Annotated in this window: 19 protein-coding genes and 1 pseudogene; 9 read left to right on the top strand and 11 right to left on the bottom strand. The window is 65.9% G+C overall.

What is annotated here, in order from left to right; translation table 11 throughout:
* Positions 1 to 44 precede the first annotated feature (44 nt).
* Positions 45 to 1,364 carry a zinc-binding metallopeptidase family protein gene (locus AC1DN9_RS16005; protein WP_478101822.1) on the top strand — a complete coding sequence of 440 codons (1,320 nt, stop codon included), beginning with the start codon at positions 45 to 47 and terminating at the stop codon, positions 1,362 to 1,364.
* Here AC1DN9_RS16005 and AC1DN9_RS16010 read toward each other — a convergent pair.
* The 6 genes from AC1DN9_RS16010 to AC1DN9_RS16035 all read right to left on the bottom strand — a co-directional run bounded on the left by AC1DN9_RS16010 (position 1,355) and on the right by AC1DN9_RS16035 (position 6,423).
* Positions 1,355 to 1,582 carry a cysteine-rich CWC family protein gene (locus AC1DN9_RS16010; RefSeq protein WP_478102050.1) on the bottom strand — a complete coding sequence of 76 codons (228 nt, stop codon included), beginning with the start codon at positions 1,580 to 1,582 and terminating at the stop codon, positions 1,355 to 1,357. The genes AC1DN9_RS16005 and AC1DN9_RS16010 overlap by 10 nt on opposite strands.
* A complete protein-coding gene (locus AC1DN9_RS16015) occupies positions 1,582 to 2,838 on the bottom strand; it encodes a 6-phosphofructokinase (RefSeq protein ID WP_478101824.1) in 1,257 nt (418 codons plus the stop codon). The genes AC1DN9_RS16010 and AC1DN9_RS16015 overlap by 1 nt, the downstream gene beginning before the upstream one ends.
* 42 nt (positions 2,839 to 2,880) lie before the next feature.
* Entirely contained in the window at positions 2,881 to 4,044 is a 1,164-nt protein-coding gene (locus AC1DN9_RS16020) for an acyl-CoA dehydrogenase family protein (protein ID WP_478101826.1), read from the bottom strand.
* Positions 4,045 to 4,049: 5 nt separating this feature from the next.
* Entirely contained in the window at positions 4,050 to 4,844 is a 795-nt protein-coding gene (locus AC1DN9_RS16025) for an enoyl-CoA hydratase-related protein (RefSeq protein WP_478101828.1), read from the bottom strand.
* 1 nt (position 4,845) lies between these two features.
* On the bottom strand, positions 4,846 to 6,024 hold the full coding sequence (locus AC1DN9_RS16030; protein ID WP_478101830.1) for an acetyl-CoA C-acetyltransferase: 1,179 nt from the start codon (positions 6,022 to 6,024) through the stop codon (positions 4,846 to 4,848).
* Between the two features lie 87 nt (positions 6,025 to 6,111).
* Positions 6,112 to 6,423, bottom strand: coding sequence for a DUF2917 domain-containing protein (locus AC1DN9_RS16035; RefSeq protein ID WP_478101832.1), 312 nt, complete (start codon positions 6,421 to 6,423; stop codon positions 6,112 to 6,114).
* 82 nt (positions 6,424 to 6,505) lie between these two features.
* On the opposite strand from AC1DN9_RS16035, the gene AC1DN9_RS16040 reads away from it, so the two are divergent.
* Both AC1DN9_RS16040 and AC1DN9_RS16045 read left to right on the top strand, forming a co-directional pair.
* On the top strand, positions 6,506 to 7,438 hold the full coding sequence (locus AC1DN9_RS16040; RefSeq protein ID WP_478101834.1) for a LysR substrate-binding domain-containing protein: 933 nt from the start codon (positions 6,506 to 6,508) through the stop codon (positions 7,436 to 7,438).
* 71 nt (positions 7,439 to 7,509) lie between these two features.
* Complete coding sequence (locus tag AC1DN9_RS16045) at positions 7,510 to 8,205, top strand: ProQ/FINO family protein (protein ID WP_478101836.1); 696 nt, start codon at positions 7,510 to 7,512, stop codon at positions 8,203 to 8,205.
* Here AC1DN9_RS16045 and AC1DN9_RS16050 read toward each other — a convergent pair whose 3' ends face one another.
* A complete protein-coding gene (locus tag AC1DN9_RS16050; protein ID WP_478101838.1) occupies positions 8,206 to 10,383 on the bottom strand; it encodes a malate synthase G in 2,178 nt (725 codons plus the stop codon).
* Positions 10,384 to 10,613: 230 nt separating this feature from the next.
* Complete coding sequence (locus tag AC1DN9_RS16055; RefSeq protein WP_478101840.1) at positions 10,614 to 11,354, bottom strand: IclR family transcriptional regulator; 741 nt, start codon at positions 11,352 to 11,354, stop codon at positions 10,614 to 10,616.
* A 110-nt stretch (positions 11,355 to 11,464) separates the two neighbouring features.
* Between AC1DN9_RS16055 and AC1DN9_RS16060 the strand changes: the two are divergent.
* A pseudogene (locus AC1DN9_RS16060) lies at positions 11,465 to 11,572 on the top strand (hydroxymethylglutaryl-CoA lyase); the annotation flags it as partial.
* Between the two features lie 88 nt (positions 11,573 to 11,660).
* Positions 11,661 to 12,851 (top strand): CaiB/BaiF CoA transferase family protein, encoded by a 1,191-nt coding sequence (locus AC1DN9_RS16065; RefSeq protein ID WP_478101842.1) that lies wholly within the window; start codon positions 11,661 to 11,663, stop codon positions 12,849 to 12,851.
* A 3-nt stretch (positions 12,852 to 12,854) separates the two neighbouring features.
* Here the strand turns inward: AC1DN9_RS16065 and AC1DN9_RS16070 are convergent, their stop codons facing one another.
* Together AC1DN9_RS16070 and chrA are read right to left on the bottom strand one after the other, a co-directional pair.
* The gene (locus AC1DN9_RS16070; protein ID WP_478101844.1) at positions 12,855 to 13,241 is read right to left on the bottom strand and encodes a VOC family protein; all 387 of its coding nucleotides are present in this window, start codon (positions 13,239 to 13,241) and stop codon (positions 12,855 to 12,857) included.
* Positions 13,242 to 13,337: 96 nt separating this feature from the next.
* Positions 13,338 to 14,684 carry a chromate efflux transporter gene (gene chrA, locus AC1DN9_RS16075; RefSeq protein ID WP_478101846.1) on the bottom strand — a complete coding sequence of 449 codons (1,347 nt, stop codon included), beginning with the start codon at positions 14,682 to 14,684 and terminating at the stop codon, positions 13,338 to 13,340.
* A gap of 60 nt (positions 14,685 to 14,744) precedes the next feature.
* Between chrA and AC1DN9_RS16080 the strand changes: the two genes are divergently transcribed.
* The 3 genes from AC1DN9_RS16080 to AC1DN9_RS16090 are packed head-to-tail and all read left to right on the top strand — an operon-like array spanning position 14,745 to position 18,214.
* Positions 14,745 to 15,713, top strand: coding sequence for a LysR family transcriptional regulator (locus AC1DN9_RS16080; RefSeq protein ID WP_478101848.1), 969 nt, complete (start codon positions 14,745 to 14,747; stop codon positions 15,711 to 15,713).
* Positions 15,710 to 16,168 carry a DUF2214 family protein gene (locus AC1DN9_RS16085; protein WP_478101850.1) on the top strand — a complete coding sequence of 153 codons (459 nt, stop codon included), beginning with the start codon at positions 15,710 to 15,712 and terminating at the stop codon, positions 16,166 to 16,168. The genes AC1DN9_RS16080 and AC1DN9_RS16085 overlap by 4 nt, the downstream gene beginning before the upstream one ends.
* A 6-nt stretch (positions 16,169 to 16,174) precedes the next feature.
* The gene (locus tag AC1DN9_RS16090) at positions 16,175 to 18,214 is read left to right on the top strand and encodes a fused MFS/spermidine synthase (protein WP_478101852.1); all 2,040 of its coding nucleotides are present in this window, start codon (positions 16,175 to 16,177) and stop codon (positions 18,212 to 18,214) included.
* 4 nt (positions 18,215 to 18,218) lie between these two features.
* On the opposite strand, the gene AC1DN9_RS16095 is transcribed toward AC1DN9_RS16090, so the two are convergent.
* Positions 18,219 to 18,482, bottom strand: coding sequence for a hypothetical protein (locus AC1DN9_RS16095; RefSeq protein WP_478101854.1), 264 nt, complete (start codon positions 18,480 to 18,482; stop codon positions 18,219 to 18,221).
* A gap of 141 nt (positions 18,483 to 18,623) precedes the next feature.
* On the opposite strand from AC1DN9_RS16095, the gene argS reads away from it, so the two are divergent.
* Positions 18,624 to 20,297 (top strand): arginine--tRNA ligase, encoded by a 1,674-nt coding sequence (gene argS / locus AC1DN9_RS16100; protein ID WP_478101856.1) that lies wholly within the window; start codon positions 18,624 to 18,626, stop codon positions 20,295 to 20,297.
* Positions 20,298 to 20,309 lie beyond the last annotated feature (12 nt).

Consider the following 20,309-nt stretch of genomic DNA (forward strand, 5'->3'; position numbering starts at 1 on the left):
GTTTGGGTGCCGGAACGGTGACGACGTCGCGGCCACAATGAGATATGCAATCCCAAGACGAGACCCAGGGCGGCATCCAGGATGTCCAGGATGCCGCGCCAGTGGACGCACAGGACGCCGCCCCTGCCCAGGCACTGGATCTCCAGGCCCCCACGCTCAGCCGTGCCTACCAGTGCCAATGCGGTCGGCCGGTGTTCCTGCGCAACAGCCAGTGCCTGGCCTGTCACACGCCGCTGGGCTACGTGATCGAAAAGCTCGGCGTGGTACCGCTGGCGCCGGCCACGCACGACGGCGCCGAACCGGACACCTTCACCGTGTTCGGCGACACCCATGGCAAGGCATACCGCCATTGCGCCAACCTGTTGACGGCGGCCGCATGCAACTGGATGGTGCCGGCGCCACGCGAAGGCGACGACCCGGCTTTCAACGTCGACGGCCTCGCACAGGGGTTCTGCCTGTCGTGCAGCGTCACGCGGACCATTCCTGACCTTTCCGTCGAAGGCAACGGCGATTTGTGGCGCAGCCTCGAACTGGCAAAGCGCAGGCTGATCTCGCAACTGCTTGCGCTGGGGCTGCCGGTGGTCACGCGCCTGAGCGATCCCGCGCACGGCCTCGCGTTCGACTTCCTCAGCAACACGCCCGGCGGCCCGCACGTGCTGACCGGCCACGAGATGGGGATCATCACGCTCAACGCCGAGGAGGCCGAGGACGCCGTTCGCGAGCGCATCCGTGCCGAGATGCGAGAGCCTTACCGCACATTGCTTGGCCATTTCCGCCATGAGATCGGCCACTACTACTGGGACTTGCTGGTCGCGCTCGCGTCGTGGATCGACGGCTTCCGAGCACTCTTCGGCGACGAGCGGGCGGACTACGCCGAAGCGCTTCGCAACCACTACGACAACGGGCCGCCGCCGGACTGGGCCATCCGTTTCGTGACCAGCTACGCCAGCTCCCATCCCTGGGAAGACTGGGCCGAAACCTGGGCGCACTACCTCCACATGGCCGACACGGCCGATACGGCGATGAGCTTCGGCGTGGACGCGCGGAACGTCGAGCTTGCCAGCGACCTGTTCGAATCCGCGGATCTCTGGCAGCCGGATCACCCGGAGGCCGGCAAATTCCTGGATTTCCTCAACGGCTGGGTTCGGCTCACGAACGTGCTCAATGAGTTGTCTCGCAGCATGGGGCAACCCGACTACTACCCTTTCGTCCTGCCGCGCGCGGCGGTCGGCAAGCTGCAGTTCATTCACCAGGTGATCACCGAGCAGCGCGAGCGCGGCGGCCTGCCGGCGGAGGCGCTTCCGCCTGAGCTCGCCACTGAGCCTGTCACTGAACCGATGCCGGCTCCGATGCCTCAGTCCTGAGCGAGGGCCAGCGCGGCGCAACGCGCGCAGATGCAAGCGAGTTGCCGCTTCTCCGTCGGCACCCGGGCGAGAAGCTCAGGGCTGAAGTCGACGTCCGTCGCCATGCACCAGCACCGCGGCTGCTTCAGGCCTGTTTCGCGCTCGACTTCCATCGCGCAGCGATTGGCCTCGCCGCACAGCGGGCAGCGGGATGGATCGACTCGCACCGCTTCAACCATCACGCGATCTCGAAGGCCGGCAGCTTCCTGGCGACCGCGTGGTTCCCCAGCGTCACATAGGCTGGCAGGCCGTCGCGGTAAGCCGGATAGTCCTCGCCCTGGATCAGCGGCAGCAGATACCGGCGGCATTTCTCGGTGATGCCGTAGCCGTCATCCGAGATGAAGTCGCGCGGCATGAACTTCTCGGCGTTGGCAACCGCATCGAGCGGGGCCGTGCCGATGCGGTAGGCATAGGGCTCGTCGGATAGGCGTTCGATCGTGGGCATGACCGAGTTCTTTCCTTCGAGCGCAAGTTCGACCGCACGCTGCCCGAGTTCATAGGCCTGCTTCACGTCGGTGGCCGAAGCGATGTGTCGCGCCGAGCGCTGCAGGTAGTCCGCCACGGCCCAATGGAACTTGTGACCCAGCGCTTCCTTGACCATCTGTGCCACCACCGGTGCCGCACCGCCGAGTTGCGCATGGCCGAAGGCGTCCTTCGTGCCCTGCTCGGCGAGGAAGGTGCCGTCCGGATGGTGGCAGCCTTCGGAGACGACAACCGTGCAGTAGCCGTGGTACTTCACCAGTGCGTCGACGCGTGCCAGGAAAGCCAGCTGGTCGAATGGAATCTCGGGGAAGAGGATCACCACCGGAATGCCATGGTCGCCCGCCAGTCCGCCGGCCGCGGCGATCCATCCCGCATGGCGACCCATGACCTCGATCACGAAGACCTTCGTGGAGGTGGCCGCCATCGAGCGCACGTCCATCGAGGCTTCGAGCGTCGACACGGCCACGTACTTCGCGACGGAGCCGAAGCCGGGACAGCAGTCGGTGATCGGCAGGTCGTTGTCGATGGTCTTCGGCACGTGGATCGCCTGCAACGGATAGCCCATCGACTGTGACAACTGGCTCACCTTGAAGCAGGTGTCCGCCGAATCGCCGCCGCCGTTGTAGAAGAAATAGCCGATATCGTGCGCCTTGAAGACCTCGATGAGACGCTCGTACTCGCGCCGGTTCTTCTCCAGCGACTTGAGCTTGTAGCGGCACGAACCGAACGCACCGGACGGCGTCGATCGCAAGGACGCGATCGCCTCGGCCGACTCGCGGCTCGTGTCGATCAGATCCTCGGCCAGCGCGCCGATGATGCCGTTGCGGCCGGCGTACACATTGCCGATGCGGTCGGGATGCCGGCGTGCTGTCTCGATCACGCCGCAGGCCGAGGCGTTGATCACCGACGTGACGCCGCCCGACTGGGCGTAGAAGGCATTGAGGGTGGGCATGCGGCATTGTCCCGCAGGCCACTTCTGGGCGCCAGTGGCCGGTCAGCGCCCCGGCAGCCCCATCGATCGCGTGATCACTTCTTTCATGATCTCATTCGTGCCGCCGTAAATGCGCTGCACGCGCGCATCCGCGTAGGCCCGCGTGACCGGGTACTCCCACATGAAGCCGTAGCCACCGTGCAGTTGCACGCACTCGTCCATGACCTTGCATTGCAGGTCGCTGGTCCAGTACTTGGCCATGCTGGCGGTTGCGGTGTCGAGCTTTTCCTGCATCAGCAACTCGATGCATTTGTCGACGAAGACCTGCGCGACCTGCACCTCGGTCTGCAGTTCAGCCAGCGTGTAGCGCGTGTTCTGGTACGCGCCCACGGGCTGGCCGAAGACCTTGCGGTCCTTCACGTAGGCCACCGTCTGATCGATCACCGACTGCGACGCTGCCACCGCGCTGATGGCAATCTGCAGCCGTTCCCACGGCAACTGCTCCATGAGACAGACGAAGCCGCGGTTCTCCTGTGCGGCACCACCGAGCAGCGCATCGGGCGGCAGGCGCACGTCGTTGAAGAAAAGCTCTGATGTGTCCTGAGCCTTCAGCCCAAGCTTCTTCAGTCGCTTGCCTTTCTCGAAGCCGGGCGTGCCGCGCTCCACCAGGAAGAGGCTGGTGCCCTTGGCGCCGCCGGCCGGATCGGTCTTTGCCACCACGATCACCACGTCTGCGTGCCAGCCGTTCGTGATGAAGGTCTTGCTGCCGTTCATCACGTAGCTGCCGTCCGGCTGCTTCATCGCGGTCGTGCGCACGGCCTGCAGGTCGCTGCCGGCGGCCGGTTCGCTCATCGCGATCGCGCCGATCATCTCGCCGCTGGCGAGCTTGGGCAGGTAGTGTTGCTTCTGCGCGTCCGTGCCGTAGCGCAGGATATAAGGCGCGACGATCTCGCTGTGCAGGCCGTAGCCGATGCCCGTGTAGCCGCGCGCCCAGAGTTCCTCGAACTGGATCACCGAATACAGCAGGTCGGCGCCGGAGCCGCCGTATTCCTCGGGCAACGACATGCAGAGAAAGCCGTTGTCGCCGGCCTTGTTCCAGACCTGTCGGTCGACGTAGCCCTGTTCTTCCCAGGCTTCGTGGAAGGGCGCGATCTCCTTGTCCATGAAGCGGCGGAAACTGTCGCGGAAGGCCTCGTGATCGGGCGTGAAGAGCGTGCGTTCGATCATCGCCGTCACCGCTTCGGAAACATAGGTGCGCGCTTCTGCAGGAAAGCCATCACGCCTTCGGCGAAGCTCGGCTGTTCGATCAACTCGCGTTGTCGCTCGCTCTCGTAGTGGAGCTGATCCGGCAACGTCTGGCGCTCCGACAACTCAAAAGCCTTGCGCGCTTCAATCACGGCATGCGTGGGCAACTGCGCGAGTCGCTGCGCGATCTTCTGAGCTTCGAGCAGCAGCAGGTTGTCGTCGATGCTGGCCCAGATCAGGCCCCATTGCGCGGCGGTCTCGGCGCCCAGTTTCTCGTCGAGCAAGGCCATGCCCATTGCGCGCGCAGGCCCGACGCGCCGTGGGATGAACCACGTGCAGCCCAGGTCCGGCACGATGCCCAGCTTGGGCAGGAAAGGCAGATAGAAGTACGCGCTGCGCGCCGCCACGACGATGTCGCATGCCAGCGCCAGCCCCACGCCGGCGCCGGCCGCCGGGCCGTTGACGGCGCAGACCACCGGCACGGGCAGCGAGCGCAGTTCCTCGATCAGCGGATTGCTCATCGACTGCATCCATTCGGCCGTCTGGTCGCCGAGCGTCTGGCCTTCGGCGGGCGACCTCATCGCGCCCAGGTCCGCGCCCACGCAGAAGGCCTTGCCCGCGCCCGTGAGCACCACGGCGCGCACGCTGTTGTCATGGCGAACTCGTGCGAGCGAATCGCGAAGCTCGCGTTGCAGTTCGATCGCGATCGGATTCAGCTTGGCCGGCAGGTTCAGCGTGAGCGTTGCGACGCCCTCGTCGACTTCGTTAAGGACGAAGCTCATGTCACAGCCGTTCGACGATGGTGACGTTGGCCATGCCGCCGCCTTCGCACATGGTCTGCAAGCCGTAGCGCTTGCCACGCTGCCCGAGCGCATTCACCAGCGTGGTCATGAGCTTGGTGCCCGATGCGCCCAGCGGATGGCCCAGCGCGATGGCGCCGCCGTTCACGTTGAGCCGCGCCGGATCGGCACCCAGCTTCTGCAGCCAGGCCAGCGGCACTGGCGCGAAGGCCTCGTTGACCTCGAAGAGATCGATGTCGTCGATCTTCATGCCGGCCTTGGCCAGCGCTCTCTCGGTGGCAGGGATCGGCGCCTCCAGCATGATGACCGGATCGTGCCCGATCACGCTCAGGTGGTGGATGCGTGCGAGCGGCTTCACGCCCAGGGCCTTCAGGCCACGCTCATTGACCACGAGCACGCCGCTCGCGCCGTCGCAGATCTGGCTCGCCGTGGCGGCGGTGCAGCGCCCGCCTTCGGCGATGAGCTTGACGCCGGCGATGCCTTCGAGCGTGACATCGAAGCGGATGCCTTCGTCGACGGTGTGCATCTCGCCGCTGGCCGAACCATCGGCGAGGCGGATTTCGACCGACACGATCTCGTCGTTGAACGCGCCTTCGCGGGTCGCCGCTATGGCGCGCTGGTGGCTTTCGAAGGCATAGCGGTCGAGATCGTCCTTCGAGATGCCGTAGTTCTTCGCGATCGCCTCGGCGCCGGTGAACTGGCTGAACTCCACGCCAGGGTAGCGCCGCTTCATCGCGGGGCTCATGTAGGTGCCGAGACCCGCCTTTGCCGGCAGCGCGTTGGGCGTGAACATCGGCACGCGCGTCATGCTCTCGACGCCGGCCGCGATCACCGCGTCCATGCTGCCGGACATCACGGCCTGCGCCGCGAAATGCAGCGCTTGCTGCGAGGAACCGCACTGGCGGTCGACGGAAGTGCCCGGCACTGATTCGGGAAGCGTCGACGCGAGCACCGCATTGCGCGCGACATTGGTGGCCTGTTCGCCGACCTGGCTGACGCAGCCGAGGATCACGTCCTCCACGGCTGCCGGGTCGACCCCGCTCCGCGCTACCAATGCGTCGATGACCTGTGCCGCCAGGTCGACGGGATGCCAGCCCGCGAGCTTGCCGCCGCGACGGCCACCCGCTGTGCGCGCGGTGGCCACGATGTATGCCTCTGCCATGGAAAGTCCTTCGTCGGAAATAGAAGGGCCCGGCTCGTTGCGTCCATGGCCCCCGGTCGTTGATGGTTCAACGCCGGGTACTTTCGGTCAAGCCGGGGACATCCCGTGGGACCACAGTCGCCAAGGCGACGGGGAATGTTGCGGACGTTCCGGCGCCGCGGCAATGGAGAGCCCCTCGGCGCTGAATCGCACGCACGACGGCTCGAGCGCGGCAACCAGCGCGCGCCGATGCGTGTCGCTGCGAAAGCGCTCGCCGCGTTCCAGCACGATGTCGCGCTGATCGTGGTCGAGCGTGATCCATACCGTGCCGCTCTGGCATTCGATGTCCACGTCGTGCGCATCGGGCACTGTGAAAATTGCTTTCTTCGGCAGGCTGAGACTGAGGCGTTGTGTGCTCATGGCGGACTCCTTGGCATTCACTCTGAGAATGAATATAGTCATCAGTCGCGCCAGTGTCATACGGTCGTTCGGAACTCGTTGCATGCGCCTGGAGAATGCGAAGCCGCCGTCGGCCGCGACCGACCTGCCACCCCTCGAACTGCTCAGAAGCTTCGAGGCGGCTGCGCGCACGCTGAGCTTCACACAGGCGGCGGGGGAACTTTTCCTGACGCAATCCGCCATCAGCCGGCAGATCCAGCAACTCGAAAGCAGCCTCGGCGTGATGCTTTTCGAGCGCCGTCATCGGGCGCTGGCGCTCACCGAGCCGGGGCGCGTCTTCCAGCGCGCGGTGGTCGAGGCCCTGGAGCGACTGCGCGACGCGGCGGCGCGCGTCCGGGCGGTGCCGGTGCTGCGCCAGGTCGCGCTCACCACCACGCCGGGCTTTGCCTCGTTGTGGCTCATTCCGCGTCTCGCGCGCTTCACGGCCGACCATCCGATGGTCGACGTCCGCATGTCCGCCACCCTCGAAGTGCTGGATCTCGAGCGCAGCCGACTCGATCTCGCGGTCCGTTTCGTCCCGATCGACCGGGGGACCGGGCCGACGCTGTTCGAAGAATCGGTCATGCCGCTCTGCGCGCCGCGCATCGCCGCAGCGCTGCACGCACCGAGCGATCTCGTCGAGCAAACCCTGCTGACCGTCGACATGCCCAACCACGCCGAAGCACCCACCGCCGATTGGGAGCCCTGGCTCGAAGTCATGGGCCTGACCGACCTCCGCATGAAGAACACCATGCGCTTCACGCAATACCCCGACGCGGTCGCTGCCGCGGTAGCTGGGCAGGGCGTGGTGATCGGGCGCCTGCCGCTGCTGCGCGAACTGGTCCGGACCGGGCAACTCGTGGCGCCTTTCGGCGAGGGTGCTGCGTCGCGCAGGGGGTATTTCATCGAGACCTCGCGCCGAGCCGCAGCCAATCCTGACGCGCAGGACTTTGTGCGCTGGTTGCGCGCAGAAGCCGAGGCCGCGCGCCGAGGCTGAACCCCAGGGGCATTAAAGTCGGGGGCTACGCACGCCCGATGTGCCACCGATTCCGCAGACAAGAAATTCCGATGACCTCGACGACCGAAAACGCCCCCGCGCCAACCGCTGCCAAGAAGGGCGACCGCGACCGGCAGAACACCCAACACAAGGGCGACAAGGGCGCCCAGCGCCCGCGCAAGGTCAACCCCGTGCTCGAAAAGCTCTTCGAGCTTTATCCCAAGATGTTTGGCGCGCGCTTCCTGCCGCTCAAGCTCGGCGTGTACCAGGACCTGCTGGCCCTGCATCCGGATGAGTTCAAGAAGGAAGACCTCAAGATCGCGCTCGGCCTGCATGCGCGCTCCACGCGCTATCTGGAGGCTGTGGCCACCGGTGAGAAGCGCCACGACCTGAACGGCGTGCCCGTCGAGCCCGTCGCGCCCGAGCATGTGCACCATGCGATTCTCGAAGTCTTCAAGCGCCGGCAGGCGCGCACCGAAGAAGACCTGCGGCCCAAGCTGCGCGCAAGGCTGGTCGAGGCCGTCGAGGCTTCGGGCCTGACGCGCGAGGAATACATGCTGACCGTTCGCACGAACGACGAGACTTCGAACGCCGTGCTCGACGAAGCGTTTGCCGAAGTCGGCGCACGGACGGCAAAGCGCGAAGCCCTGCTGCGCGCCTTCGAGGCCAGCGGCCGTACGGTCGCGGAGTTCGCCGAGATGTACGGGATGGATCCTGCCGAAGTCGGCAGGACCCTGGAGCGCGCGCGGGCCGGTCGGCCGGGCTGATCAGGTCGCCGCTGCCTTCACCTTGAGGCGCCATGCGTGCAGCAGTGGCTCGGTGTAGCCGCTGGGCTGCTCGATGCCCTTGAACACCAGGTCTTGCGCCGCCTTGTAGGCGAACGAGGTGTCGAAGTTGCCGGCCATGTTCTTGTAGAGCGGGTCGCCGGCGTTCTGCTGGTCGACCACCGCGGCCATGCGCTGGAAGGTCGCATCGACTTGTTCGCGCGTCACCACGCCGTGCAGGAGCCAGTTGGCGATGTGCTGGCTGGAGATGCGCAGGGTCGCACGGTCTTCCATCAGGCCGATGTTGTGGATGTCCAGCACCTTGGAGCAGCCCACGCCCTGGTCGATCCAGCGCACGACGTAGCCCAGGATGCCCTGTACGTTGTTGTCGAGCTCCTGCTGGCGCTCGGCATCGGTCCAGTTCACGTGCGCTGCGACAGGCACCTTCAGCAGGTCATTGAGGATGTTGTCGCGCTCGGCGTTGGCGTCGATCTGCTCCAACTGCTTCTGCACGTCCGCGACACTGACCTGGTGGTAGTGCAGCGCGTGCAGCGTCGCGGCCGTGGGCGAAGGCACCCATGCTGTGTTCGCGCCGGCCTTGGGATGCCCGATCTTCTGTTCGAGCATCGCGGCCATCAGGTCGGGCATGGCCCACATGCCCTTGCCGATCTGCGCCTTGCCGCGCAGGCCGCACGAGAGGCCGACCAGCACGTTGTTCTTCTCGTAAGCCTGGATCCACGGCGTGGTCTTCATGTCGCCCTTGCGCAGCATCGCGCCGGCCTGTATGGCGGTGTGCATCTCGTCGCCCGTGCGGTCGAGGAAGCCGGTGTTGATGAAGGCCACGCGCGACGCAGCTTCGGCAATGCAGGCCTTGAGGTTCACGCTGGTGCGGCGCTCCTCGTCCATGATGCCGAGCTTGACCGTGTTGGCCGGCAGGCCCAGCAGTTCTTCGACGCGACCGAACAGCGCGCTCGCGAAGGCCACTTCGGCAGGACCGTGCATCTTCGGCTTGACGATGTAGACACTGCCCGTGCGGGAGTTGCCCTTGCGCTTGAGGTCGACGGTCGCGATGGTGGTGGTGATCACCGCGTCCATGATCCCTTCGGGGATCTCCTTGTCGCCCGCATACAGGATGGCCGGATTGGTCATCAGGTGGCCCACATTGCGCACGAACATCAGCGAGCGGCCGTGCAGCTTGACCGGTTTGCCGTCGGCGCCGGTGTATTCGCGGTCGGGGTTGAGGCCGCGCGTGAAGGTCTTTCCGCCCTTGGCGACTTCCTCGGTCAGCGTGCCTTGCAGGATGCCGAGCCAGTTCGCATAAGCGAGCACCTTGTCCTCGGCATCGACCACCGCCACGGAGTCTTCGAGGTCGAGGATGGTCGAGAGCGCGGCTTCGAGCACGACGTCGCTGACTCCCGCCGCGTCGCTCTTGCCGATGGCGGTGCTGCGATCGATCTGGATGTCGAGGTGAATGCCGTTGTGCTTGAGCAGCACCGATTTCGGCGCGGCTGCGTCGCCCTGGTAGCCGATGAACTGCGACGGATTCTTGAGGCCGGTGCTGCTGCTCTGAAGCGCGATCACCAGCTTGCCGTGCTCGACCTTGTAGCCGGTCGCGTTCTTGTGCGAGCCGTTTTCCAGCGGCGCGGCCTGGTCGAGCACGTTGCGCGCGAATTCGATGACCTTCGCGCCACGTGCTGGGTTGTAGCCCTTGCCCTTTTCGGCGCCACCGGTTTCCGGAATGGCGTCGGTGCCATAGAGCGCGTCATACAGCGAGCCCCAGCGTGCGTTCGCGGCATTGAGCGCGTAGCGTGCGTTCAGGATCGGCACCACCAGTTGCGGGCCGGCTTGCAGCGCGAGTTCGGCGTCGACGTTGGTGGTGGTCGCCGTCACGTCCTTCGGTTGCGGGAGCAGGTAGCCGATCGATTCGAGGAAGGCGCGGTAGGCCGGCATGTCGGCGATCGGGCCGGGATGCGCCTTGTGCCACTTGTCCATTTCCGTCTGCAGGCGGTCGCGCTCGGCCAGCAGCGCCACGTTCCTGGGCGCGAATTCGCTGACGATGGCGTCGAAGCCCTTCCAGAAGACGTCGCTCGCCACACCGGTGGCGGGCAGGACTTTTTCTTCGACGAAGCGGTGGAGTTCGGTGGCGACCTGGAGGCCGTGGACGTTGGTGCGGGCGGTCATGTTCGTTTCTCCTTGAAGGCTGAGGCGGGCGCAGCCGGTAACTTTATTCGATACCTCACTGGCCAGTAATAACGAAAAGCGGGTTTTATCAATGACAAAAATGAAGGTAATCGGCCCACGCCGCAGCTTTTGTCAAAGGGTACGCCCTGACAAGCGGCGCGAACATCCTCCTTGCCCTCGAAATCGCCAGCACCTATCTCGACAACAACGCCATTGCGCTGTTTCTGGCCTTAGACCTGGCCTGTGAGGCGGTGGGCGGCGGTGCGCACGGGGTCGATGTACCGCTCGTCGTAGCGGTGCGCGGGCATGGTGAGGGTGACTGCGGCGGCGAGGCGGCCATCGGCGTGGAACACGGGGGCCGAGATGCCGCCTAGTTCGGCCGTGCGGTCGCCGACGAGGGCGCAGTAGCCCTGGGCGCGGATCGATTCGTAGAGCTTGCGGTCTTTTGCGCTGCGCGGCCATTCGGCGTGGGGGCCGAATGCGATGAGGACGCGGGCGCCTGCGCCGCGATCGGCGGGCAGCAAGTCGCCGGCGCGCACGTGGTCGCGCACGATGTGTGGGGAATCAACGCGGTAGAGGCATAGGCGCGCCCAGACGCCGGCTTGCTGCTGGCGCACGTGGTAGGCCGCGCTCTCGCCTGTGGCTGCGACGAGGTCGCGCAGGACCGGCAACACCACGTCGTCCAGCGAGAACGAGGCTGCATACAGGGCATTCAGCCGCGCGATCTCGCTCCCCAATGCGTAGCGGCCGTCGTCTTGCCGGCGTATCAGGCGCGCGTGTTCCAGCGAAGCCAGCAGGCGCAAGGCGGTACTCTTGTAGAGTTGCGTCCGCTCCGCCAGTTGCGCCAGCGACAGCGCTTCGTCGCCGGGCTGGAAAGCGGAAAGAAGGCTCAGCGCGCGGTCGACCGCTGCCGCGCCGCCGGGCGCTGCGTTATGGTCTGACATCGATTCGGTTTGGGCTTTGCGGGGCATGGCTTTCTTGACGGGAAGGACGATTGCCGGGTTTAATTCTGTTCTACGGAATGTAGTTCGATCAGACAGAACTGTCAAATAACCCTCGCCCCTTTCAGGAGACAAGAATCGTGACAGTCCCCGATGTCCTCATCAGCGAGGTCGGCCCGCGCGATGGCCTGCAGTCGGTCAAGGCGACCATGCCGACGCCCGACAAGCTCCGCTGGATCGCCGGCCTGCCGGGCGAACCGGTCTACGGCATGACGCCCGAGGCCGGCCTGCCCAAGGGCTTCACGCAAGGAATGCAAGGAACCCAAGGAACCGCCCATGTCTGAATCCACCCCGCTGCCCTACGCGGGCGTCCGCGTCATCGAGTTCACCCACATGGTGATGGGCCCCACCTGCGGCATGCTGCTTGGCGATCTTGGCGCCGAGGTCATCAAGGTCGAGCCGATCGAGGGCGACAGCACGCGGCGCCTGCTCGGCTCCGGCGCGGGCTTCTTCCCGACCTTCAACCGCAACAAGAAGAGCATCGCCCTCGATCTGAAGAAGCCCGAGGGTGTGGAAGCGGCGCTGCGGCTCATCGCCACGGCCGACATCATGAGCGAGAACTTCAAGCCCGGCACGATGAAGAAGCTCGGGCTGGATTACGACAGTCTCCGCAAGCTGAACCCGCGCCTCATCTACGTGAGCCACAAGGGCTTCCTGCCCGGCCCCTACGACCACCGGACCGCGCTCGACGAAGTGGTGCAGATGATGGGCGGACTCGCCTATATGACGGGCCGCTCGGGCGATCCGCTGCGCGCGGGCACCAGCGTGAACGACATCATGGGCGGCATGTTCGGTGCCATCGGCGCGATGGCCGCGCTGCGTCAGCGCGAACGCACGGGCGAGGGCTGCGAAGTGCAATCCGCTCTGTTCGAGAACAACATCTTCCTCGTCGCGCAGCACATGATGCAGTTCGCCGCCACCGGCAAGGCTGCCGACCCGATGCCGAGCCGTATCTCGGCCTGGGGCGTGTACGACGTCTTCACCGTGAAGGACGGCGAGCAGATCTTCCTGGCCGCGGTGAGCGACAAGCAGTGGGCGATCTTCTGCAAGGCCTTCGGGCTCGACGACCTGCTGGCGGACCCGCGCCTGAAGACCAACAACGACCGCGTGCTGGCGCGCGACTGGATGATGCCCATCCTGCGCTCGCACATGGCGAACCACAGCGCCGCGGAACTCAGCGCGGTGTTCGAGAAGAACGAACTGCCCTTCGCGCCCATCACCAAGCCGCAGGACCTGTTCGACGACCCGCACCTCAATGCCACGGGCGGGCTCGCACCGGTCCGAATGAACGACGGCAGCCAGTCGAAGGTGCCGCTCATGCCTTTCACGCTCGGCGGCGAACGCCCCGGCATCCGCCTGCAGCCGCCGCTGCTCGGCGAGCACACGAATGCGTTGCTCAAGGAGGTGGGCTACAGCGATGCGCAGATCGCCGCGCTCAAGGCGCAGAACATCACCACCGGAGAGTGACGCTCATCTCAGGTCTTCATGAAGGCACAGGATGTTGCCTTCGGGGTCCTCGAACCAGGCTGCCTTCTCCGACCCGAGCACGCAGACGTGCTCGACCGTCTTGAGCCCGGGCAGGTCGTAATCGGCGAAGCGCACGCCGCGTTCCTTCAGCGCAGCCACGGATTCGCCGATGTCCGCCACGCGAAAACTCACTGCCGTGTGTTCCGCCTTGGTGCCTTCGGGCTTCGGGAACAGGGCCAGTTCGGTGCCGCCGCAACGGTAGATGAACTTGCCGTCCGGTTTGGCGCCGAGCGGCTCCAGCCCAAGGGCGTCTTCGTAGAACCGTCGCGCCCGGGCGAGATCCTTCACGGGCAGCATGCAAGTGACGTGGCTGGACGCGAGTGGGCTCATGGTGGTGCTCCACACAGTTCTCGACAGGCTCCTTGTAGGCCGTTCGGGTCCACTTCGCCATGCGCAGGAAGGCCTACGCCCATTGGTCGATGCTTCTCAGCGAAGCCCGGGGACGACCAGGGTGATCGCCAACCCTGCAACTGCGCAGACGCCGAGCAGCGGCATCACGCCGACCTTGAACCGGAACAGCGCCACGACCGCGGCGACGGCAATGACAGCCGACACCGCATCGAAGCGCCCGCCGAAACCCTTCGGCCAGAACACGTGGTACGCGAAGAACAGCGCGAGATTCAGGATCACGCCCACCACGGCGGCCGTGACCGCCGACAGCGGTGCGGTGAAGCCGAGCTTCCCGTGCGTGGCCTCGACCAGCGGCCCGCCGACGAGGATGAAGACGAACGAAGGCAGGAAGGTGAAGAAGGTGACCACCGCGGCGGCCAGTGCACCGCCCAGGAAGACGGCGTCCGGCCCGAGCACCCGCTGGGTCCAGCCGCCCACGAATCCGACGAAGGCCACCACCATGATCAGCGGGCCGGGCGTGGTTTCGCCGAGGGCCAGGCCATCGATCATCTGCGCGCCCGACAGCCAGTGATGCTGTTCGACCGCGCCCTGGTAGACGTAAGGCAATACCGCGTAGGCACCGCCAAAGGTCAGCAGCGCGGCCTTGGTGAAGAACCAGCCCATCTGCGTGAGCGTTGCCTGCAGGCCTTGGCTGGCGATGAGTGCGCCCATCGCCGCGGCCCACAGCCCGATCCCGACGGCCAGCAGTCTTGCCAGATGACCGCGCGAGAAGCGCGCATGAGGTGGCGTCGGCGTGTCGTCGTCGATCACTGCGGGCCCGTAGCGCTTGTCCCCGTTTCCATGGCTGCCGCCTGTCGCGAAAACGCCCGGTGCCTGGCGCGCGCCGAAATGGCCGATCAATCCTGCGGCGGCAACGATGGCGGGGAACGGCGTGTCGAAGACAAAGATCGCGACGAAGGCTGCCCCGGCGATGCCCCACATCCAGGCATTCTTCAGCGCGCGGGTGCCGATGCGGTGCGCGGCATGCAGAACGATGGCCGTGACGGCGGGTTTGATGCCGTAGAAGATGCCCGCCACCAGCGGCACGTTGCCGAAGCGCAGGTAGATCCACGACAGCGCGATCAGGATGAACAGCGACGGCAGCACGAACAGCGCCCCGGCGATGATGCCGCCCCAGGTGCGATGCATCAGCCACCCGATGTACGTGGCCAGTTGCTGGGCCTCCGGGCCGGGGAGCAGCATGCAATAGTTGAGCGCATGCAGAAAGCGCTTCTCGCTGATCCAGCGTCTGCGCTCCACCAGTTCGGTGTGCATGATCGCGATCTGCCCGGCCGGGCCGCCGAAGCTGATGAACCCCAGCTTGAGCCAGAAACGAAAGGCTTCCGCGAAGCTGATGGGTGCCGGCGGCTTGGAAGGATTCATGTCCCGAGCCTAAGCGACTTGCCCCGGCAGCGGCGCGTGAAGGCATCATTGGCGCCTGCCATGGACAGACTCAAGCAACTCGAATCCTTCGTCTCGATCGCCGCGCGCGGCAGCCTCACGGCGGCGGCCAAGGCGGAGGGCGTGGCCCCGGCCATCATCGGGCGCCGCCTCGACGCGCTCGAAGAACGCCTGGGCGTCAAGCTGCTGCTCCGCACCACGCGGCGCATCACCCTCACGCACGAGGGGAGCGCTTTCCTGGAGGATTGCCAGCGCCTGCTGGTCGAACTCGCGAATGCGGAGGCCAGCGTCAGCGCGGGCGGCGTCAAGGCCAGCGGCCATCTGCGCGTGACGGCGCCGGCAGGCTTCGGCCGGCGGCACGTGGCGCCCCTGGTGCCGCGTTTTCATGAACAGCATCCGGAGGTGACCATCTCCCTGAACCTGAGCGATCGGCTCGTCGACATGGCGGGCGAGAGCTTTGACTGTGCGGTGCGCGTCGGCGACCTGCCCGATTCGTCGCTGGTGAGCCTGCGCCTTGCCGACAACCGGCGCCGCTGTGTCGCGACGCCCGATTTCGTGCGCCGGCATGGCGCGCCGCGTCATCCGGGCGAATTGGCGCGCTTCGCCTGCCTGAGCCTGTCGAGCGACGCATCGCAAACACGCGGCTGGGCCTTCCGCGTGCCGACCGGCGACGGAGACCACGAGGTGATCCATCTCAAGCCGACCGGACCGCTCGACTGCTCTGACGGCCAGGTGCTCCACGATTGGTGCCTGGCCGGCCACGGCATTGCGTGGCGCAGCACCTGGGAGGTCGAAGCAGAAATCGACGCCGGCTTGCTGATGCCGCTGCTCGACGAATTCGCGGCGCCGCCGAACGGCATCTACGCGGTGTTTCCGCAGCGCAAGCATTTGCCATTGCGGGTGCGCCTGTGGCTCGATTTTCTGAAGGCGCAGTATGCGCGGCCGGAGTTCTGGGGCGGCACAATCGCTGCGCCGTCGACAACGAAGGAAACGAAGGAATCTCCACGATGACGCTCGAAGCCATCCTTGCCTACCTGCATTTCCTTGCCATCCTGACCATGGTGGTCTTCATTTCCAGCGAGGCGGCCCTGTGCCGGGTCCAGTGGCTCAACGCGGCGGTGGTCGAACGGCTGGCGAGGGTCGACATGGTCTACGGCATCGCGGCCGTCGCGGTGCTTGCCACGGGCGTCGCGCGCACCTGGTGGGGCATCAAGGGCACGGTCTGGTACTGGACCAATCCTTTGCTTCACGTGAAGCTGGCTCTTTTCATCATCATCGGCGTGATTTCCATCTTCCCGACGCTCACCTATGTCCGCTGGCGCAAGACGCTGCGGTCGAGCGGCACGCTCCCGCCCGAGGCTGAAATCCGCAAGACGCGCAAGCTGGTGATGATCCAGGCGCACATCATCGCGGTGATCCCTTTGGTCGCCGTGTTCTTCGCGCGCGGCTTCGGCGCAAGGAGCTAGCCTCCGATGCGGCCGGCAAGCATCAAGGCGCTGTTTGCGGGCACCATCTTCACCAGCGCCTTCCTGCTTTTCCTGGTCCAGCCGCTGATCGCCAAGCAGATCCTGCCCTGGTTCGGCGGGTCAGCGGCGGTGTGGTCGATCTGCATGGTCTTCTTCCAGGTCGTGCTGCTCGCGGGCTATGCGTATTCCGACTGGACCACCCGCCGGCTCGGCACGCGCGCGCAAGCGAGGCTGCATGTCGGGCTGTTGCTGGCGAGCCTGGCCTTCCTGCCGATCGTGACCAGCGCGCGCTGGAAACCGACCGGCGCCGAAGACCCCACGCTGTGGATCCTCGGGCTGCTGCTCGGCACCATCGGCCTGCCGTACTTCCTGCTGTCGACCACGGGTCCGCTGGTCCAGTCGTGGGTCGCACGCACGCCCTGGGGCGCGCAGGTGTACCGCTACTTCTCGCTTTCCAACTTCGCCTCGCTCGCGTCGCTGCTGAGCTATCCGGTGCTGATCGAGCCGCGCAGCACGGTGGTGCAGCAGGCTTGGGGTTGGTCGATCGCCTATGGGGTGTTCGTGGTGCTGTGCGCCGCCACCACGCTGTACGTGGCGCGACACTGGGCAGCAGCCGCGCTGCCGGCCACCGGAAGGCCGAGCGTCGAAGCGGCGAGCCCGACCACGAGGCCGGGACTCGCCGATCACCTGATGTGGCTCGCCCTGCCCGCGCTCGGCTCGTGGCTGCTGCTCGCCATCACGAATCACATCACGCAGAACGTCGCGGCCATCCCTTTCCTGTGGGTGCTGCCGCTATCGGTCTACCTGCTGAGCTTCGTGCTGACCTTCGAGAGCGACCGCTGGTATCGCCGCGCGGTCTTCGTGCCGCTCGCGGCGGTGATGTTGGCGCTGTGCGCGTTCGGGCTGCAGGACAACCTCGGCTCCAACCTCCGGACGGCGCTGCCGATCTACGTCGTCGGCCTGTTCGCGCTGTGCATGTTCCTCCATGGCGAGATGGCGCGGCTGCGGCCCGGCAGCGCGTACCTGACGCGCTTCTACCTGATGCTGTCGCTGGGCGGCGCGCTGGGTGGTGTGAGCGTGGGGCTGGTCGCGCCGCATGTGCTGCCGGCGTACTACGAACTCGGCGTCGGCCTCACGCTGTGCGCGCTGATCGCGGCCGTGCTCTGGCGGCAGCGGCGCGTCGGCATGGCCGCCTCGCTCGCGTTGGCGGGCGCCTGCGCGTGGTTCCTCGTCCTGCAGGTGGAAGGTGATGCGACGGGTGCGCGGCGCATGCAGCGCAATTTCTACGGCACGCTGGTCACGCTCGACACGCTGCGCGGCGTAGCCAAGGACCGCGTGCGGCAGATGTACCACGGCTCGGTCAAGCACGGCGAACAGTACCTGGCGCCCGGCCGTCGTCGCGAACCCACCACCTACTACGGGCGCAGCTCCGGCATCGGTCTGGCCATCGCGGCGGCACCGGCCAGACCGCGACGCATCGGCCTCATCGGACTGGGCGCCGGTACGCTGGCCACCTACGGACGGCCGGGTGACATCTACCGCGTTTACGAAATCAATCCGGAAGTGTTCGACCTGGCCGACAGCGAGTTCAGCTTCCTTGCCGACAGCCCGGCCCGTATCGAACGCGTGCTCGGCGATGCACGGCTGGCCCTGGAGCGCGAACCGCCGCAGGCCTTCGACGTACTGGCGGTCGATGCGTTCTCGGGCGATTCGGTGCCGATCCACCTCATCACGTGCGAGGCGATGGATGTCTACCTGAGGCACATGCGCCCGGAAGGCATCGTCGCCTTTCACGTCACCAATCGATTCCTGGCACTCGCGCCTGTGGTGGAGAAGATCGCGCTGGCCAAAGGCCTGCACGTAGCGCTGGTGCACGACGAGCCGGCCAACCCGGGCCTGCGCAACACCGACTGGGTGCTCGTCGCGCGCGACCCCAAGGTGCTCGCGCGCGACGCCATCCGACTGGCCAGTTCAAAGATCGAGCAGATCGCCGGCCTGGAACCCTGGACCGACGACTACAACAACCTCTTCGGCGTCTTGAAGTAGCGGGCTAGCCTTTCGCGTCGGCCTCACACTTTTTCATGAAGCTGTTCTTCGCGGCACCCGCCAAGGGCTTGCCGTTCTTGTCGATCGCCTTCGTGGCGCAAGTAGTCTCCACGGCAGCCTTGGCGTCTTTTTCGCACTTCTTGACGAAACTGGTCTTGGCGGCGCCATTCAGCTTCTTGTCCGCGGCCTGGGCGTCACAGGATTGCGCGTGTGCTGCACCGAACGACAGGGAGGCGCCCAGAGCCAACAGGGAAAGGAGCTTTTTCATGGTGTATGAATCCTTGAGGACGGGTTGTGACTGGTTTGCCCCACCCAGGGGCTGTCCATCCTAACGGCCGACGTTCACCGTTGGATGACGTTCATTGACGATCGTTAGGGTTCGTGGTTTTGACCCCGGTAAAATCCCGCGATGCTATTGGTCAAACAGGAGCTGCTCGCGGCGCTCGCGAACACGCTCGAATCCCTCTCGCCCGGCGCCGGCAGCAAGGCCGCGTTCGAGTCGCCCAAGGTGGCGGCCCACGGCGACTTCGCAAGCACGGCCGCCATGCAGCTCGCCAAGCCGCTCCAGCGCAAGCCGCGCGAACTGGCTGAAGAGCTCAGCACCGCCTTGCGCGCGACGCCGGCCTTCACTCAATGGGTCGAGGCCATCGAAATCGCCGGTCCCGGTTTTCTCAACATCCGCCTCAAGACCGCCGCCAAGCAACAGGTCGTCCGCGAGGTGCTGGCGGCGCGCGACGCTTTTGGCCATCAGGCCTCCGGCGGTGAACGCGTCCTGGTCGAATTCGTATCCGCCAACCCCACGGGCCCCCTGCATGTGGGCCACGGGCGCCAGGCGGCGCTGGGCGACGCCATCTGCAACCTGCTCGCGACGCAGGGTCAGAGCGTCTATCGCGAGTTCTATTACAACGACGCCGGCGTGCAGATCCAGACGCTCGCGAACAGTACGCAACTGCGCGCCAAGGGCCTCAAGCCGGGCGACCCGCAATGGCCCGAGCAGGCCTATAACGGCGAATACATCGCCGACATCGCCGAGGACTTCAAGGCGAAGAAGACAGTCCGCTCGGACGACCGCGAATACACCGCCAGCGGCGATGTCGAAGACATCGATTCGATCCGCCAGTTCGCCGTCGCCTACCTGCGCCACGAGCAGGACCTGGACCTGAAGGCCTTCCAGGTGAAATTCGACAACTACTACCTGGAGTCCAGCCTCTACACCAGCGGTCGCGTCGAGGCGACGGTGAAGAAGCTCATCGACGCCGGCAAGACCTACGAGCATGACGGCGCGCTGTGGCTCAAGTCCACCGAATACGGCGACGACAAGGACCGCGTCATGCGCAAGGGTGACGGCACGTACACCTACTTCGTGCCCGATGTGGCGTATCACATCGCGAAGTGGGAGCGTGGCTTCCACAAGGTCGTCAACATCCAGGGCACAGACCACCACGGGACGATCGCACGCGTGCGCGCCGGCCTGCAGGCCGCGGGCGAAGGCATCCCGGCCGGCTACCCTGACTACGTGCTGCACACCATGGTGCGCGTGATGCGCGGCGGCGAAGAGGTCAAGATCAGCAAGCGCGCCGGCAGCTACGTCACGCTGCGCGACCTGATCGAATGGACCAGCACCGATGCGGTGCGCTTCTTCCTGTTGAGCCGCAAGCCCGACACCGAATACACCTTCGACATCGATCTCGCGCTGGCGCAGAACAACGACAACCCCGTCTACTACGTGCAGTACGCGCATGCGCGCATCTGCTCGGTGCTGGCGGCCTGGGGCGGCGATGTCGCCACGCTGAATGATGTCGACCTGTCGCCGCTGCAGAGCGCTGCCTCGCAGGCCTTGCTCCTGCAGATCGCCAAATATCCGACCATGCTCACCGCCGCGGCCAAGGATTTCGCGCCGCACGACGTGACCTTCTATCTGCGCGAGCTGGCCGCGAGCTACCACAGCTACTACGATGCCGAGCGCATCCTGGTCGACGAGGAGCCCGTGAAACTGGCCCGCCTGGCCCTCGTCGCCGCCACCGCACAGGTGCTGCACAATGGCCTCGCTGTTCTCGGCGTCAGCTCGCCGCAGAAGATGTGATTACCTTCCACC

This window comes from Variovorax sp. 05L425, assembly GCF_056397705.1.

What these genes read in the sequence shown, in the direction of transcription:
- AC1DN9_RS16050 (WP_478101838.1), bottom strand. Translation starts at nt 10,383, where the DNA reads ATGACCGCCCGCACCAACGTCCACGGCCTCCAGGTCGCCACCGAACTC.
- AC1DN9_RS16045 (WP_478101836.1), top strand. Translation starts at nt 7,510, where the DNA reads ATGACCTCGACGACCGAAAACGCCCCCGCGCCAACCGCTGCCAAGAAG.
- AC1DN9_RS16085 (WP_478101850.1), top strand. Translation starts at nt 15,710, where the DNA reads ATGACGCTCGAAGCCATCCTTGCCTACCTGCATTTCCTTGCCATCCTG.
- AC1DN9_RS16015 (WP_478101824.1), bottom strand. Translation starts at nt 2,838, where the DNA reads ATGCCCACCCTCAATGCCTTCTACGCCCAGTCGGGCGGCGTCACGTCG.
- AC1DN9_RS16005 (WP_478101822.1), top strand. Translation starts at nt 45, where the DNA reads ATGCAATCCCAAGACGAGACCCAGGGCGGCATCCAGGATGTCCAGGAT.
- AC1DN9_RS16070 (WP_478101844.1), bottom strand. Translation starts at nt 13,241, where the DNA reads ATGAGCCCACTCGCGTCCAGCCACGTCACTTGCATGCTGCCCGTGAAG.
- AC1DN9_RS16095 (WP_478101854.1), bottom strand. Translation starts at nt 18,482, where the DNA reads ATGAAAAAGCTCCTTTCCCTGTTGGCTCTGGGCGCCTCCCTGTCGTTC.
- AC1DN9_RS16020 (WP_478101826.1), bottom strand. Translation starts at nt 4,044, where the DNA reads ATGATCGAACGCACGCTCTTCACGCCCGATCACGAGGCCTTCCGCGAC.
- AC1DN9_RS16030 (WP_478101830.1), bottom strand. Translation starts at nt 6,024, where the DNA reads ATGGCAGAGGCATACATCGTGGCCACCGCGCGCACAGCGGGTGGCCGT.
- AC1DN9_RS16080 (WP_478101848.1), top strand. Translation starts at nt 14,745, where the DNA reads ATGGACAGACTCAAGCAACTCGAATCCTTCGTCTCGATCGCCGCGCGC.
- AC1DN9_RS16090 (WP_478101852.1), top strand. Translation starts at nt 16,175, where the DNA reads ATGCGGCCGGCAAGCATCAAGGCGCTGTTTGCGGGCACCATCTTCACC.
- argS (WP_478101856.1), top strand. Translation starts at nt 18,624, where the DNA reads ATGCTATTGGTCAAACAGGAGCTGCTCGCGGCGCTCGCGAACACGCTC.
- AC1DN9_RS16055 (WP_478101840.1), bottom strand. Translation starts at nt 11,354, where the DNA reads ATGCCCCGCAAAGCCCAAACCGAATCGATGTCAGACCATAACGCAGCG.
- AC1DN9_RS16025 (WP_478101828.1), bottom strand. Translation starts at nt 4,844, where the DNA reads ATGAGCTTCGTCCTTAACGAAGTCGACGAGGGCGTCGCAACGCTCACG.
- chrA (WP_478101846.1), bottom strand. Translation starts at nt 14,684, where the DNA reads ATGAATCCTTCCAAGCCGCCGGCACCCATCAGCTTCGCGGAAGCCTTT.
- AC1DN9_RS16035 (WP_478101832.1), bottom strand. Translation starts at nt 6,423, where the DNA reads ATGAGCACACAACGCCTCAGTCTCAGCCTGCCGAAGAAAGCAATTTTC.
- AC1DN9_RS16040 (WP_478101834.1), top strand. Translation starts at nt 6,506, where the DNA reads ATGCGCCTGGAGAATGCGAAGCCGCCGTCGGCCGCGACCGACCTGCCA.
- AC1DN9_RS16010 (WP_478102050.1), bottom strand. Translation starts at nt 1,582, where the DNA reads ATGGTTGAAGCGGTGCGAGTCGATCCATCCCGCTGCCCGCTGTGCGGC.
- AC1DN9_RS16065 (WP_478101842.1), top strand. Translation starts at nt 11,661, where the DNA reads ATGTCTGAATCCACCCCGCTGCCCTACGCGGGCGTCCGCGTCATCGAG.